13 protein-coding genes are annotated in these 16,362 nt (G+C 49.6%); 10 read left to right on the top strand and 3 right to left on the bottom strand.

Annotation, left to right across the window (positions count from 1 at the left end; translation table 11 throughout):
* Positions 1–98 precede the first annotated feature (98 nt).
* From MLE19_RS08085 to MLE19_RS08095, 3 genes are all read right to left on the bottom strand, one after another.
* On the bottom strand, positions 99–1,277 hold the full coding sequence (locus MLE19_RS08085) for a fumarylacetoacetate hydrolase family protein (RefSeq protein WP_240717673.1): 1,179 nt from the start codon (positions 1,275–1,277) through the stop codon (positions 99–101).
* A gap of 3 nt (positions 1,278–1,280) precedes the next feature.
* Positions 1,281–2,858 (bottom strand): aldehyde dehydrogenase (NADP(+)), encoded by a 1,578-nt coding sequence (locus MLE19_RS08090; RefSeq protein WP_240717674.1) that lies wholly within the window; start codon positions 2,856–2,858, stop codon positions 1,281–1,283.
* A gap of 135 nt (positions 2,859–2,993) precedes the next feature.
* Positions 2,994–4,196, bottom strand: coding sequence for an ROK family transcriptional regulator (locus MLE19_RS08095; protein WP_240717675.1), 1,203 nt, complete (start codon positions 4,194–4,196; stop codon positions 2,994–2,996).
* 243 nt (positions 4,197–4,439) lie between these two features.
* Here MLE19_RS08095 and MLE19_RS08100 point away from each other — a divergent pair, with 243 nt between their 5' ends.
* From MLE19_RS08100 to MLE19_RS08145, 10 genes are all read left to right on the top strand, one after another.
* A complete protein-coding gene (locus MLE19_RS08100; protein ID WP_240717676.1) occupies positions 4,440–5,210 on the top strand; it encodes an SDR family NAD(P)-dependent oxidoreductase in 771 nt (256 codons plus the stop codon).
* Between the two features lie 38 nt (positions 5,211–5,248).
* Positions 5,249–6,571, top strand: a complete 1,323-nt coding sequence (locus tag MLE19_RS08105) for an ABC transporter substrate-binding protein (protein ID WP_240717677.1) — start codon at positions 5,249–5,251, stop codon at positions 6,569–6,571.
* 79 nt (positions 6,572–6,650) lie between these two features.
* A complete protein-coding gene (locus MLE19_RS08110) occupies positions 6,651–7,583 on the top strand; it encodes a carbohydrate ABC transporter permease (RefSeq protein WP_240717678.1) in 933 nt (310 codons plus the stop codon).
* Positions 7,580–8,404, top strand: coding sequence for a carbohydrate ABC transporter permease (locus MLE19_RS08115; protein ID WP_240717679.1), 825 nt, complete (start codon positions 7,580–7,582; stop codon positions 8,402–8,404). The genes MLE19_RS08110 and MLE19_RS08115 overlap by 4 nt, the downstream gene beginning before the upstream one ends.
* Positions 8,405–8,421: 17 nt before the next feature.
* Complete coding sequence (locus tag MLE19_RS08120; RefSeq protein WP_240717680.1) at positions 8,422–10,029, top strand: glycoside hydrolase family 43 protein; 1,608 nt, start codon at positions 8,422–8,424, stop codon at positions 10,027–10,029.
* A 56-nt stretch (positions 10,030–10,085) separates the two neighbouring features.
* Complete coding sequence (locus MLE19_RS08125) at positions 10,086–11,105, top strand: ABC transporter ATP-binding protein (protein WP_240717681.1); 1,020 nt, start codon at positions 10,086–10,088, stop codon at positions 11,103–11,105.
* Positions 11,106–11,130: 25 nt separating this feature from the next.
* Positions 11,131–12,015: an aldose 1-epimerase gene (locus MLE19_RS08130; protein WP_240717682.1), complete on the top strand. Its 885-nt coding sequence runs from the start codon at positions 11,131–11,133 to the stop codon at positions 12,013–12,015.
* A 189-nt stretch (positions 12,016–12,204) separates the two neighbouring features.
* Positions 12,205–13,506 (top strand): maltoporin, encoded by a 1,302-nt coding sequence (locus tag MLE19_RS08135; protein WP_240717683.1) that lies wholly within the window; start codon positions 12,205–12,207, stop codon positions 13,504–13,506.
* Positions 13,507–13,587: 81 nt separating this feature from the next.
* A complete protein-coding gene (locus MLE19_RS08140; RefSeq protein WP_240717684.1) occupies positions 13,588–14,994 on the top strand; it encodes a sugar porter family MFS transporter in 1,407 nt (468 codons plus the stop codon).
* Between the two features lie 149 nt (positions 14,995–15,143).
* Positions 15,144–16,286, top strand: a complete 1,143-nt coding sequence (locus MLE19_RS08145) for an endo-1,4-beta-xylanase (protein ID WP_240717685.1) — start codon at positions 15,144–15,146, stop codon at positions 16,284–16,286.
* Positions 16,287–16,362 lie beyond the last annotated feature (76 nt).

Consider the following 16,362-nt stretch of genomic DNA (forward strand, 5'->3'; position numbering starts at 1 on the left):
TAAAGAAGAGTTAAGGAAGGATGAAATCAACGGCTAAATAAGGTGACCCTATATTTAGCCGTTTTATTATTTATCGAGCGTATTATCCGCGAGTATTCTTATTGGCTGGAACGCTTATTCGCGATGTGCTGTTGCCAACTTCGGATCCCAAAGGTCCAAGGTGCTAGTTGATCTGAATAATCAACATGGTTCACCAGTGCACCTAAAAATGGCGTAGAGATAGTTACACGATCACCAACATGGTGTGTAAAGCCTTGCCCTTCGCCATCACGATCTTGGATGGGTGAGAACATGGTGCCAAGGAAAAGCATGAAGCCATCAGGGTATTGATGGTGTGCGCCAACTGTTTGCTGAACTAGGTCGAGGGGATCACGGCTAATTTCTTCCATATCGCTTTGATCTTCAAGGAGAAAATCATCGTCTTTTCCTTCAATACGCAGTGATACTTGGGCTTGCCGCACCTCATCCAGCGTATAACGATCGTCAAATATACGGATAAATGGCCCGATAGCGCAGGAGGCGTTGTTGTCTTTCGCTTTACCTAACAAAAGTGCGCTACGTCCTTCTATATCGCGTAAGTTAACGTCATTACCCAGCGTGGCTCCTTTGGGATTACCTTGGGAATCTACCGCTAGCACGATTTCTGGCTCTGGGTTATTCCATTTTGAGGTGGAGTGTAAGCCCACGCGGCTGCCAAAACCAACCGCCGAGAGCGGTTGTGACTTGGTAAATACTTCTGCATCGGGGCCTAGCCCTACTTCCATGTATTGGGACCAAGCGTTTCGTGCTTGCAGCGTAGCTTTTAGCGTTGCGGCCTCCTCTGAACCTGGTTTAATGTGCGAGAGATCCTGGCCAATTAGTCCGTTGAGTTCCGTACGTAGCAGGCTGGCTTTGGCTGCATTACCGCCCGCTTGCTCTTCGATAACGCGTTCAAGCAAGCTAACCGCAAAGGTAACGCCGCAGGCTTTGATAGCTTGAATGTCGCAAGGTGCAAGGAGATAAGGAGCAACTGCTGGCTCTGCCATTGAGTTGTGCAGCAGAGTAGCGACCGTGCCTAAAGACTCGCCTTCCAAATTACGTGCGAAGTGACTGACGTCTTCACTGTCCAGCAGATCAGCCATGCAGTCCACTTGAGCAGAAATGTCGAAGACTTCTCCTGCTCGTATGACGACTAACGCGGGGCCTGGGATACCATCATCACGCCATACCCGCCCAACTAATAAAGCGTTATCAATATCTTGAGGAAGATACTCAGCGATATTAAGCGTTGTATTCAAGACTTATACCTCCCGCTTGCCATCAACCAGGCGAGATACCCCATAGGGGTTGCCGTCGTTCAATGCTTTTGGCAGTAAGCCTTCAGGCAACGCTTGGTAGCACACCGGGCGCAAAAAGCGGAAAATAGCTGCGCTGCCAACCGAGGTAGTGCGGGAATCAGACGTTGCCGGGAATGGGCCGCCGTGTACCATGGCGTGGCACACTTCTACGCCTGTCGGCCAGCCATTGGCCAGAATGCGCCCTGCTTTACGTTCCAGGATAGGCAGTAATTGTTGTGCCGCCGCCAAGTCACCATCGTCCATCTGGAGGGTTGCAGTGAGCTGGCCTTCAAGCTGCGCCGCGACGCGGGCAACTTCCGCAGTGTCGGCACACGCCACTACCAGCGAGGTAGAACCAAAGACTTCCTCTTGCAGCGTAGCGTCATTTAAGAACGCTTCCGCTTGGGTCACAAATAGCCCTGCTTGACACGGATGAGCGGTTTCGCCTGCTTGGCCACGCGCTACCTCAGTGACCTGCGCGTTTTGGGCGAGTTGCTTCACCCCTTGCTCATAGGCCTCATGCACGCCTGGTGTCAGCATGGTTTGCGCAGCACTTTCCTTCACAGCGCTGCCTGCAGCTTCAACAAAGGCATCCAGTTCTGGGCCTTGAACAGCAATCACCAAGCCGGGGCTAGTACAGAACTGCCCAGCCCCCATGTTGAGGGAAGCAATAAACCCTTCAGCAATTGCTTTGCCGCGTGCTTTCAGCGCTTCAGGCAACAAAAATACTGGGTTGATTGAACTCATCTCGGCGTAGACCGGAATCGGCTGGGGACGTGCTTGGGCTGTCGCCATCAGTGCGGTGCCGCCGCTGCGAGAGCCAGTAAAACCCACCGCCTGCATATGAGGGTTCGCCACCAAAGCTTGACCAATCTCACGGCCTGAACCGAACAGCAGAGAGAAAGTGCCTTCCGGTAAGCTGCACTTGGCAACCGCACGCTGAATAGCATGTCCCACCAATTCAGAAGTGCCCGGATGCGCTGAATGCCCTTTCACCACTACCGGGCAGCCAGCTGCCAAGGCAGAGGCAGTATCCCCACCGGCCACACTGAACGCTAGCGGGAAGTTACTGGCACCAAAAACGGCAACCGGGCCGAGAGGGATATGACGCTGACGCAAATCCGTACGCGGCAGCGGCTCACGATTCGGCAGTGCCGGATCGATACGTATATCCAGCCATTCGCCCGCGCGAACAACAGAAGCAAACAAACGCAGCTGGCCGCAGGTACGCCCACGTTCACCTTCTAAACGGGCGCGTGGCAAGCCAGTTTCTGCCATGGCACGTTCAATCAGCGTATCGCCAATCGCTTCAATTTCGGCCGCTATGGCTTCCAGGAAGGCTGCACGCTCCTCTAAGCTGGTTTCACGATATGCATTAAATGCGGTCTCGGCCAACTCACAAGCGCGCTCGACATCTTTTTTGCTGCCGCCCAGGTAAGCGGGTTCCAGGGTTACACCGGTGGCGGGGTTCACGGCATGAATAGCTGTTTGCTGACCGCTGATGGCCTGTTGGCCGATAAGTAATTTGCCTTCTAAAGTCATGCAACCTCCTGCTATGGGAAAAGAGAAAACAAAGGTACGTAGTGAATATCCTGCTCTACGCAACCAGTAAGTTCAATCTCTAAACTTATTGTTGGGTGACGACTTTAGTAGCAAAGCTGCAACAACAGGCTGGTTTTAAATTAATTCGCTAGAGCCATGAATAATATGAGCAAGGACTTGAGCCGCTGCACCACGAGCGGAGACAAACGTTGAATCCTCAATAATTCGTATCGGCACCCTATGGGAGTGGCTTGCTAAACGGTTCTGGTGCGCTTTAAAGTAATTGAGCGCTGGCTCCATTAGCGAAGAACCAAGCTGGGTAAGAGAACCACCCAGTACCAGCTCTGATGGGTTTAGAGCATGATGAACATTAAGCAATAAGATGCCTAACGCCTCGCCAGCTTGATGTATAACTGCTTGAACATTTGGCTCATTGAGCCGCGGAAGCAAGGCTTCAAGCAGGTCTTCTTCCTCTGAAACACCGAGCTTGGCGCGGATTGACCAACCACTTACCAACGTTTCAGCACAACCACGATTACCGCAATGGCAGTAGAGGCCGCCAGGCTGCATTATTGTATGCCCAATTTCCCCCGCTAAACCTTGGGTACCACGCCTTACCAATGGCGGATGGCTGCCTTCTACCATACCGCTACCAATACCTGTACCTGCGCTGATATAGGCGAGCGACTCAGGAATCTTCCCTGTTCTAAAGTAAATCTCCCCAAAAGCGGCAGATTTTGCCTCGTTGTCCATCAGCCAAATGCCATTGAAGGAAGGTAGATTGGCTTGTAGAAAATCCAAGAAGCGAACATCTTGCCAGCCAAGGTTGGGAGCTAAGCGAATAATAGGTTCCCCAGGCGCAACAGGACCAGGGAGCGCGACGCCAATACCCAAGGGGGTATATTTGGCTAGCTTGGCTGACTCCAACATGGCCTTTAATTGGGTGGCGAGCAACTCTGCTGTAGCTTCAGGCGTGGTGGGTGAAAGACGCACGTGGTGCGATGCAAGTACTTGGCCACTGAGTGCGCAAGCGACGATGCGTATTCCATGAACACCAACTTCGGCCCCCAGCATTAGGTAATGTTTATCGTTAAGATACAATGCTCTACCTGGCCTGCCGCCACTGCTTTTCTGCAGCTCACCTTCTTTCAACCAGCCTTGCTTAAGTAATGATTGAATGGCAGCGCCTACGGTCGCTTTGGTGAGGCGGGCTTTTACGGCTATATCTGCCCGGGTTACGCCTGGCTTGCGGCGCACCAGCTCAAGAATAGCGCTACGGTTTAGCCGCTTGAGAAAGTGCAGGTCACCTGCTTTATGTGAAGAGGATGGGGTAGGCATTTAAATCACAACATCCTTCGAGTTAGATGGTGCTGAAAATATACATAAGCGGCGCTTTTCCAAGCTAGTTTTTAGGTTAGCCTACCCTACCCTAATGCAGAAGCCGTTACCATCAACCCACAGCAGTGCTGCTGCGATGTTGTCGAGATAGTTTGGCCAAGGTTTAAACTAAGGTCTCATTGAGATTAGCTCTGTGGGTAGTCAGTATCCGTTAGTAAATAGAAAAAACTAAGTGGAGATGACATGAGTACTAGCGCAGCTGTTTACCCAAATATTGAGGGGCAGGTGGTTTTTATTACTGGCGGTGGTAGCGGTATCGGAGCTGCGTTGACAAGTGCTTTTCACAAGCAGGGGGCGAAAGTCGCTTTTGTCGATATTAATGATTCAGCAAGCCATGCGTTATTAGAAACCATCAAGGAAGATAGCGGTTCAGCGCCGCATTACTATCATTGCGATATTCGGGATGTAGCAGCGCTGCAAAACATTATTGCCGAGGTAGGCGCTACTTTAGGGCCAATCCAAACTTTGGTTAATAACGCGGCTAATGATGACCGACACTCCTGGCAGGATGTGGATGTTGCGTATTGGGATGAGCGCATGTCACTTAACTTGCGCCCTATGTTTTTTGCAGCACAAGCCGTAGCGCCGCAGATGATTGAAGCCGGTGGTGGTTCGATTATTAACTTTGGCTCAATCAGCGTTCGTATGGCACTAGGTGATCTTTCCTCTTATATGACAGCTAAAGCGGCTGCGCATGGTTTAACGCGCAGCCTCGCAAGAGACTTAGGTGTACACAATATTCGCGTGAACACCTTAGTACCAGGCTCGGTTATCACCGAGCGCCAACTCGAGAAGTGGATCGGGCCAGAAGACGAAAAAAACATTCAATCACACCAATGTTTGAAAATGCGTCTTGAAACTACGCATATAGCGCCACCTGTTCTGTTTTTAGCAAGTGCTGAAAGCAGCGCAATTACGGGGCAAGAACTATGCGTAGATGGGGGCTGGGGTTAACCAGCACAAACGCTCGTAATAAGAACCTAGAGGTGTTTATGTACGCACAAAACAATAAGCGACTTGCCATGCCTGCTTTTGAAAAACAAATTACAAAGAGGCTGTGGGCGAAGTCTTGCCTAGTGGCGGCGGTAGCACTCGCTTCTGGCCTAGGGTCATTCGCGGCTGCCGCAGATACCACGGTTAAGCTACTGCGCGTTGAAATCAGCGATGCTGAAAAACAGTACTACGACAATATCGTTGCCGAATACGAGGCCAATAACCCTGGGGTAGACGTTGTTTTTGAATATATAGCGAATGAAGCTTACAAAACACGCCTACCTACCCTCCTGCAATCCGACCAGCGGCCGGATATTTTCTATAGCTGGGGCGGCGAAGGGTTAAGAGACCAAGTGGAAGCAGGCTTCGTTCGAGATATTACCGCAGAGATGCAGGATGGCTGGCAAGACATCTACCCAGCATCCGCGGTAAGTGCCTTCACACTTAATGACCAGGTTTACGGCGCGCCGCTTTATGCCACTGTAGTAGGGCTTTGGGTGAATACCGCATTAACTGAGCAGGCGGGCGTGGAGCTTGAATCCCTCAATACATGGGATGGCCTGAAAGAGGCAGTTACAGCACTCCGTGCCAACGACATTACACCAATGGTTGTTGGTGGTAAGGATGGTTGGCCAATCCACTTCTACTGGGGCAGCTTAGCCACACGAATGGCGGGTGGCGAAGGTATTGATGCTGCTAAACAAGGCGAAAGTAGCGGCTTTGAGGAAGATGCATTTGTCCGTGCTGGTGAGCTGCTGCAATCACTTGTAGCGCTTGACCCCTTTCAGTCCGGCTTTATGGCGACCACCTACGAACGTGCTAGTGCCATGTTCGGTGACGGCGAGGCCGCCATGCACCTGATGGGCGACTGGGACTACATCCCTTCAAAAGAGCGCTCCGCAACCGGTGAAGGCGTGCCGGATGAAAATCTAGAGTTTGTACCATTTCCTAGCGTAGAAGGCGGCGCGGGTAACGACAACAGCTTTGGTGGTATGAACGGCTTTGCGGTAACGAAAGATGCCTCTGACGAAGCGGTTGATTTCTTGAAATTCCTGTTAAATGAAGAGAATCAACGCGAAGCAGCTCGTTTAGGCATTTTTGTAACAGTAGCTCACGGTTCAGAAGAAGAGCTACAAACGCCGTATGCCAAGAAAGTGGCGAGCATCCTAAGCGAGTCGAGCCATCATCAAGTGTTCCTTGATCAAGCGCTGGGTACGTCAGTTGGCGCCACTATCAACGACATTAGTGGCGACCTAGCACTCGGTGTTATTACGCCGGAAGATGCCGCCGCTCAAGTCGAAGAAGCTTGGCAGTTCCGCTAATTCCATCTCATTAATCGCCTGAACAGCACCAGCGTTAAACCGCTGGTGCAACCCCCTAAGCTGGGAATGGATGCATACCATGACAACGACGACCCGACCTGCAGTTCATAAGCGGGGGACGACAGATCGCATCAAGAAAAATCTAGTTAGTGGTAAGTTAGCGGCGGTATTGCTGTTATTACCGCCCGCTCTGATTGTTTTCTCGCTGTTCGTTATCCTGCCGTTGGTAGATGCTGCTTATTACAGTGGCTTCTCTTGGAACGGTTATGGAGCGCCTAGTGACTTTGTTGGCATGCAAAATTACGCGCGTCTGTTAGACCACTCGGTATTTCATACTGCATTATGGAATACCGCCAAGCTAATTATTGTCTCGATCGTTATTCAAATGCCGATAGCGTTAGGCTTGGCGCTGCTTGTTTATAAAAAGACGCCAACCAATACGCTGTTCCGGTTGGTGTTTTTCCTACCCTATATTTTAGCTGAAGTGGCAGCCGGTTTGATCTGGAGCTTTGTCTTTGACGGTGACTACGGCATTACAGCGTCAATTTTTCAATCCCTGGGTCAAGAGTCTGTTTATGTACTATCGGATAGTCAGTGGGCGTTCCCTGCGATTATGACCGTTATTGTATGGAAGTACTTTGGTTTCCATATGATGATCTACATTGCCGCACTGCAAGGTGTGCCTAAAGACCTGATTGAAGCTGCCAAGCTTGAAGGTGCTAAAACGCGCCAAATTGCCCTGTTTATACAAATACCGATGATTAAGCACGCCCTGGTGGTGAGCGGTTTCTTTGCCATTATCGGCTCGCTACAGATCTTTGACATCATTATCCCGATGACCAACGGTGGGCCGTCGAATAGCACCCATACCATTGTGACCTACCTATATACCTTCGGGCTTTCAAGGCTGAATATTGGCTTTGGTAGTGCGGCTGCGGTAGTGCTGTTTGTGTTGGCCATTGGTATTGCGTTCTTTTATCAGCGCGCAACAGGGAAGGAGAATAAGGCGTGAATAATACGACGCGAAATACGTTCCGTGTAATCTTTTTGATTTTAATTGCGGGTCTAGTGATTGCGCCTCTTCTTGCTTCGTTTTTCGGTGGTTTTAAGAGCAATGCGGAATTACGGATTAACCCTTTGTGGCTACCTACTAGCTGGAACCCGGAAAACTACGTTTCCATTTTCTTGGATGGAAGCTTCTGGCGTTATATGGGTAACTCCTTCTTTATCTCGTCCATGACGGTACTGCTTACCTTGATCGTTGGGGCGGCAGCAGCCTATGTGTTTGCGCAAATTAAGTTTTTAGGCTCCAAGATGATCCTAAGCTACCTACTGCTGGGGCTAATGTTTCCCTTTGCGGCGGCTATTTTGCCGCTGTTTATTAAGGTGCGTGATCTTGGGCTGCTGGATAGCTACTGGGCTGTCATTCTGCCGCAAACCGCCTTTGGGCTGTCGTTAGCGATACTGCTCTTTAAAGCATTTTTCGATCAGCTTCCTAAAGAGTTATTTGAAGCCGCGTACGTGGATGGTTGTAGCTATCTGCGTTTCTTTTGGTCGTTCACTTTGCCTTTATCAACCCCTATTTTGGCAACCGTGGGCGTGTTTGTATTCGTCCAAAGCTGGAACAACTTCCTGCTGCCATTGATCGTGCTAAACGACCGCTCTTTGTATACCTGGCCATTAGGGATGATGCAGTTCCAGGGGGAATACTTAACTGAGTGGAATATGATCCTTGCGTTTGTCACGCTTACCATTATTCCAGCGGTTATCTTCTTCCTGGCTGCCCAAAAATACATTGTGGCTGGGCTAACCGGTGGCTCTGTTAAGGGATAACGATTTAGGGGATAACTATGAAAGACGCTATTAAAAATCCTATTTTGCCGGGGTTTAATCCTGACCCTTCTATCTGCCGTGTAGGGGATGATTACTATATCGCCACTTCAACCTTTGAGTGGTACCCTGGCGTGCAGATTCACCACTCTAAAGATTTAGTGAATTGGCAATTAGTCACTCGTCCCTTAACTCGGGCAAGCCAGCTAGATATGCGCGGTAATCCCGACTCATGTGGTATTTGGGCACCGTGCTTAAGCTACGCCGATGGACTATTTTGGCTCATTTATACCGATATGAAACGGTATGAGGGTAACTTCAAGGATGGCCACAACTATTTAGTGACCGCCCCCTCAATGACTGGCCCTTGGAGTGACCCGGTTTATCTCAATTCCAGTGGTTTTGACCCTTCTTTGTTCCATGATGATGATGGTCGTAAGTGGTTGATTAACTTGCAGTGGGATTATCGTCAGCGCGAAGGGAGAGATCGTTTCGGCGGCATCCTGCTGCAAGAGTATGATGTTGAGCGCCAACAGCTTGTTGGACCTATCAATAATATCTTTGCGGGCACTAAATTAAAGCTAACCGAAGGGTCGCACCTTTATCGCCGTGATGGCTGGTACCACCTGCTGGTTGCAGAGGGCGGCACAGGCTACGACCACGCCGTGACCATGGCGCGCTCACGTCATATTGCAGGCCCCTATGAAGTACACCCGGAAAACCCGGTGCTGACTAGCAAGCACGATCCTGATTGCCCTCTGCAACGGGCAGGTCATGCGGATCTTGTGGAAACGCCGGATGGTGAAACCTTTATGGTTCACCTGTGTGGGCGGCCACTGCCGGGCACTCGCCGATCTCCACTGGGACGTGAAACGGCGATCCAGCGGGTGACGTGGGGCAGCGATGGATGGCTACGCCTAGCCGATGGCGGAATTACCCCCAGTCTGGAAATAGCCATGCCGGGCGTTGAATTTATTCCGCCAAATGAGGAGGAGGTGCATACCTTTGCCTCCGATGCGCTACCCATGGAGTTCCAATGGCTACGTACACCGCAACCCGAGCGGATTTTCTCGCTAACAGAGCGGCCCGGTTACTTGCGCCTATTTGGCCGCGAGTCGTTAGGCTCCTGGTTTGAGCAAGCGCTGGTAGCGCGCCGCCAAGACAGCATCTATTGCAGCGCTGAAACTGTTCTGTCGTTTGAGCCAGAAGACCTGCAACAGTTTGCAGGGCTTACTGCTTACTACAACCGTTTTAAGTTCCACTTCCTGGCGGTCACGTTAAACGATAACGGCCAGAAAGTGCTGAGCATTATGAGCTGTTGTGATGAGTGGCCAAGCGGCTCACTAACTATTAGTAATAGTGATGAAGTGATCCTGGCACCTGATTTACCCGTCAGCCTGGGACTGGATATTTATGAGAGTGAATTACAGTTCCGCTACCAACAGGGCGAAGCCGAATGGCAAATGCTAGGCCCAGTGCTGGATGCCGGCTTACTGTCTGATGAAGGCAGCGGGCGTGCACACGGTTATTTCACCGGCAACTTCCTCGGCATGGCAGCTTACGACATCAGTGGCCGCGGTACGCCAGCAGATTTTGCGGAGTTCCGCTATCGCCGCTTAAACGACTGAGATGTGTATTCATTACGCCATAACCACAAAAATACGTTTAAAGATGAGACCCAACAATGGCTAAAGTAACCCTAGTTGAAATTGAGAAAACGTTTCGTGGCAAGAGCACGGTCATTCCCAATCTCAACCTAGAGATAGAAGATGGCTCTTTTACTGTGCTGGTAGGCCCATCTGGTTGTGGCAAATCGACATTGCTGCGCATGATCGCAGGGCTTGAAACCGTTACGCGTGGGTCAATTAATATCGGTGGTAAAGATGTTACAACGGCAGAGCCTAGCGATCGCAACATTGCGATGGTGTTCCAATCTTATGCGCTTTACCCACATATGACTGTTGCAAAAAACATCGACTTTGGTATGCGTCTCTCCAAAGTGCCAGCGCCGGAAAGGGAAGCAAAAGTTGCCGAGGCTGCCAAACTGCTGAATCTGGAAGAGCTGTTAGAGCGTAAACCATCAGAGCTCTCTGGCGGGCAGCGACAACGGGTAGCGATTGGCCGAGCGATTGTACGTAACCCCGGCGTTTTCCTGTTTGATGAACCGCTCTCGAACCTGGATGCCTCGCTTCGTAACCGTATGCGCGTTGAGCTAGCCGAACTACACCATCGGCTTGATGCCACGATGATTTATGTTACCCACGACCAAGTGGAGGCCATGACCTTAGCTGACCGAATCGTGGTTATGAATGCCGGTCAGATTGAGCAGATCGGTGCGCCGATGGAGCTATATCAACGCCCTGAAACTCTGTTTGTGGCAGGCTTTATTGGCTCGCCCAAAATGAATCTGATCGAGGACGCCGTGGCGGAAAAATATGGTGCCGCTACCTTAGGTATTCGCCCGGAGCATATTGATGTTAGCCGTGAAAAAGGTGAGTGGAAAGGGCGTGTCCGCGTTATCGAAAAGCTAGGAGCGGACTCCTTTGCGTATGTAGATAGCGACGAAGTAGGAGCTATTACCGTGCGCCTGCCAGGGGATGCCGACTTCGTTTATGGCGATACGCTCCACCTCACCCCACAACACTCACTACTGCACTCTTTCGACCGCAATGGCAAGCGCTTGCCGGACATTACTACTGCCTAATAGCAAAGCCAAGAGAACCTCGATCATGACCGTTACGCTCAATAATGGACAGTTGCGCTTGGAAGTGAACCCCAGTGTAGGTGGCTCGGTAGTGCGTTTTGAAGCGCTGACTGAACATGGTGCCGTTGCGTTAATGCGCACAGGGCAAGCCACTGAGCGCGACCCCAACCAGTTGGCGATGTACCCATTGATTCCGTGGTCGAATCGCATCGCCGGGGGCGGGTTTCACTGGCAGGGTAATGATTACTCCTTTGCAGCAGAGCTAGCAGGGGAGCCGCTACCTATTCACGGGGATGGCTGGAAGCGTGAGTGGCAAATTCTGGAACAAACGGACAATACGCTCTGTTTGGGGCTGCGTTCTAACGAGCAGCCACCGTTCAACTACACAGCAGAGTTATGCTATTGCCTGAAAGGTAGCCAACTTGCTGTTTCCATTGAAGTAACGCATTTGGGCAAAACCCCAGCGCCTTACGGGCTGGGGCTGCACCCCTGGTTTGTACGTGCCGAGGGCACTCGTATTGAAGCCAGTGCCGAAGGCGTGTGGGAAGTGGATGCCGCACAACTACCCACTCGTTGGCGACACATTGCTACTGGCGAAGCATGGGATTTTGCTAAATCACGGCCCCTGCCTGTGGATAAGATCGACAACTTATTTACCGGCTGGGATGGTTATGCACGCCTGCACTTACCGCAAGAAGATGGTGCGTTAACCTTATTGGTAAACGCAGAACCTTCGGTCAGCCGTTACCTTGTGTTTTCACCAGATAAGAACGCCGATTTCTTCTGTTTTGAGCCGGTGGACCACGATGTTAACGCCCACCATTATGATGACCTCAGCGCCCACGGCTTGGTTGAATTAGCCGAAGGGGAAAAGCACACCTATCACTGCCTTTTTCACTGGATTAGTTGATACCAAGTAGACAATAAATAGTTCAATGATAATACTAAAGGAGGTGGCAGGCTAAAATATAATTTGTTAGTTTAGAGTTTTTATTAATTAACGGTCTTAATCATAATTATTATGGAAAAGGCTTTTAAAAATTAATGAAGAAAACGCTTAGTTGTCTTGTCAACAATCATAAAAAGAGAAGAGAAAATTATGAAAATGCTATCCAACGCAATCTCTAAAAACGTGCTGGGTGGAGCGCTATGTTTGGCTTCAGGGCTGTCGGCGGCGGCAGCTCCTGATATTGACTTTACAGGCTATGCACGTTCCGGTGTCGGCAATACTGCTGGCGGCGGCGACCAAGCGTGCTTTCAAGCTAATGGTGCAGGCGCTAAATACCGTTTAGGCAACGAGTGTGAAACTTATGCCGAGCTGGGCTTTGGCTCCACGCTTTATGAAGAAGGAGACAAGTCTTTTTACTTTAACAGTATGGTGGGCTACTTCTCCGACCAACTGAATGATTCAGAAGATACCAGTGTAGAAATGCGGCAGCTCTATGTACAAGGGGACAATATAGTAGAAGCGCTACCCGGTGCCTCTATTTGGGCAGGTAAGCGTTTTTATCGCCGACATGATGTCCATATGAACGACTTCTTTTATTGGGACTCCACAGGGCCGGGTGCCGGTATTGAAAATATTGATGTTGGCACTGGTAAGTTAAACTTAGCATGGATGCGCGCAACCGGTTCGGGTGACACCGAGTATCCTGATGCAGGTAATAGAATATCTAATGATACGTTAGATATTCGTTGGTCAGATATTCCGGTAAACACCGATGGTAAGCTGGTGTTAGGTTACAACTATGGCCGTGCACAACTAAATGATGCTCAAGAGCAGTTTTACGATGACAGTGAAGCCGAACGTGGCCACCTGTTTACCGCACAGCATGAGCAAAGCAACTGGTTTGGCGGTTCTAACAAGTTCGCTGTGCAGTATGGCACCGATGGCATTATCAACTCTGGTAACGGCCAAGGTCGTATGAATGCATTGCAATCGCCAGACCAACCCGGTGGCGATATGTTGCGTGTTATTAATCACGGTAATGTATGGCTCTCACCGGGCAAGGTGGATCTGCTCTACGCCGCCATTTACGAGAAAAAAGACTTCGATGATGACTCTGGCGCTACCTGGATGTCTGCGGGTGTTCGCCCTTCCTATTACTGGTCCGACAACTTAAGCACCGCCCTTGAGGTTGGTTATGACTACGTCGAGCCTGAAGTAGGCACTGATCGACGTCTTACTAAAGTCACTTTGGCGCAGCAATGGGCTGCTGGGCTGAGTGGTTTCGCACGCCCGGTGATTCGCACCTTTGTTACTTATGCTGACTGGAATGGTGATGCTTTTAATGCTGATCAATCTAGCCGTGCGATTGATGTTGGGAATGCTAGTGATGCCATCACTATTGATGACAGTGATGGAATGACGTTTGGTGTTCAGATGGACGTTTGGTTCTAGAGTGCTGTTGGGTTAAACAGCGTCGTAACTGTTTCCTCGTTTTGGCGCCTACTAATAGGCGCCCTTTTTTAGAGAAAAACAATGCAGAATAAACAACAGTTAAGTCAAACTTCTTATATTCTATTGATCTGCTGTATTGCGGCGATTGGTGGATTTTTATTCGGTTTTGACAGTGGCGTTATTAATGGCACCGTTGAAGGTCTGCAGGCCGCCTTTGAATCAAACAGTATAGGCACCGGCTTTAATGTTGCCTCTATGCTGCTAGGTTGTGCCGCCGGTGCATTTTTTGCCGGAAGGTTAGCCGACCATTTTGGCCGCCGCCTGCTGTTAATTGCGTCAGCGGTTTTCTTTATTGTAAGTGCCTGGGGTTCTGGTGTTTCCGGTAGCTCCTTTGAATTTGTTATTTATCGGATTCTAGGCGGTATTGCAGTGGGTGCTGCCAGTGTTATGACCCCTGCTTATATTAGCGAAATCGCCCCTTCTGCTTACCGTGGCCGCTTGGCAACGATTCAGCAAGTCGCCATTATTTCAGGCTTATTCTTTGCTTTTCTAAGTAACTATGTGCTGGCGAACATTACTGGTTCCGCGGCTGAAGAGTTATGGTTAGGTTTTGCCGCATGGCGCTGGATGTTCTGGATAGAGCTATTCCCGGCCATTGTCTTTTTTGTTGCCTTGCTGTTTATTCCTGAAAGCCCACGCTATTTGGTAAGCCGTGGCAAACAGCAAGATGCTGAAGAAGTACTCAACAAGCTGATGGATAAGCATGAAGTCAGTGACAAGATTGATGATATTAATGCAACGCTTGCCCACGATCATAAACCGCAACTTAGTGATGTATTAAACCGCGCAACCGGTAAAGTACACCGGATTGTTTGGGTAGGCATTGGCTTAGCAGTATTCCAGCAGCTAGTGGGTATTAACGTTGTCTTCTACTACGGTGCGGTATTGTGGCAGTCCGTTGGATTCTCAGAAGCTGATGCACTGTTAATTAACGTTATTTCCGGTGCTGTGAGTATTGGGGCGTGTTTAGTGGCGATTGCGCTGATTGATAAAATTGGGCGTAAACCGCTGCTGTGGGTTGGCTCGGTTGGTATGACCTTTACCTTGCTGTGCTTAGTGTATGCCTTCTCAACCGCTAGCCAAGTGAATGGTAGTTTGCAGCTGGGGGATGAAATGGGGGTATTCGCACTGCTGGCGGCAAATGCGTATGTATTCTTCTTTAATGTCTCTTGGGGGCCGGTCATGTGGGTCATGTTGGGCGAGATGTTCCCCAACCAAATGCGTGGTTCAGGGTTAGCTATTGCAGGGCTCTTCCAATGGTTAGCAAACTTCGCTATCACCATGACTTTCCCTATTATGCTGGCAGGTATTGGACTTTCCGGCGCCTATGCGTTCTATGCGATCTGTGCGTTGGTGTCAGTGTTCTTTGTACTCCGCTTTATAAAAGAAACCCGTGGAAAAGAACTAGAAGCAATGGTCTACGAGTAATGGCTTAAATTGTAAGCAGTCCCATTTTGGGATCTGTTTGTTAGGGCTGTTCTTGTTAAATCTTGTGCTTTTTATGTTAATCATAAAATTTTAAGTAAAAGCAAAGTAGTTGTTAAAAATAGCGTTCTAAAAACAAAAGGAGTAACAACATGCAAACAACACGACGTCGCTTTTTACAAGGTAGCATAGCCTTAGCTGGATTAGCGCAACTAAAAGGCATGGCGCTGGCAAATGCCTTGGAAATTACTGGGCTAAAAGACGTTTTTAAAGACGACTTTCTCATCGGGACGGCGATAAGCAACCGCACCCTGGAAACACAAGATGCCGAGCTTCTGGCGCTGATTGCCCAGGAATTTAATACCATCACGGCAGAAAACTGCATGAAATCCGGTGAAATTCAGCCTGCACAAGGCGAATGGAACTGGGAACTGGCAGACCGCTTTATGGCGTTTGGCCGTGAGAACAACATGACCATGGTGGGGCATGCGCTCGTTTGGCACTCTCAAACCCCTAGCGATTTATTCGTCAACGCAAGTGGCGAGCAAGTATCACGGGCGGAATTAGAGCGGCGTATGGTCACGCATATTTCCACGTTAATGGAGCGTTATCGTGGTCAAGTCCATATTTGGGATGTAGTTAACGAAGCAATTGATGAAGGTAAAGGGTGGCGGAATAGCCCCTGGTTTAATATTTTCGGTAATGCTGATTATATGGAACGTGCCTTCCAAATCGCCCATGAAGTAGACCCCAACGCCCAGCTACTTTACAACGATTACAATATGCATAACCCAGAGAAAAGAGCCTTCTTGGTGGATGTAATACGTGATTATAAGCAGCGGGGCATCCCAATTCATGGCGTTGGCTTACAAGGCCATGTAGGGCTGGATTTCCCGGACTTAGGTGAATTTGAGCGCAGCATTGTTTCCTACGCCGAACAGGGTATGCGGGTGCATATCACCGAATTAGAAGTGGACGTATTACCAGTAGCCTGGGATCACATTGGGGCAGAAATTTCAGATGAGTTTGAATATTCAGATGAACTGAACCCTTATGCCGATAAGCTACCTAGTGATATAGAGGCACGACTCACCGCTCGTTACGTAGAAGTGTTTGAGATGCTGCTACGCCATCGAGATAAGATTGACCGGGTAAGTACTTGGGGTACTTATGACGCAGAGTCATGGAAAAATGATTTCCCCGTAAAAGGGCGTACCAATTACCCGCTATTGTTTGATCGCCAACGCAAACCAAAAAATGCTTACCATGCACTTTCTAAGTTAAAAAGTCAGTAAGGAGTATTTTAAGTGAAGGCATCTCTGATTAAATTAAAGACCACAGTAGTTAATCAGAGGTCCTCTAATTTCTCCC

The sequence above is a fragment of the Vreelandella neptunia genome (assembly GCF_022489065.1).
Taxonomy (GTDB): domain Bacteria; phylum Pseudomonadota; class Gammaproteobacteria; order Pseudomonadales; family Halomonadaceae; genus Vreelandella; species Vreelandella neptunia_A.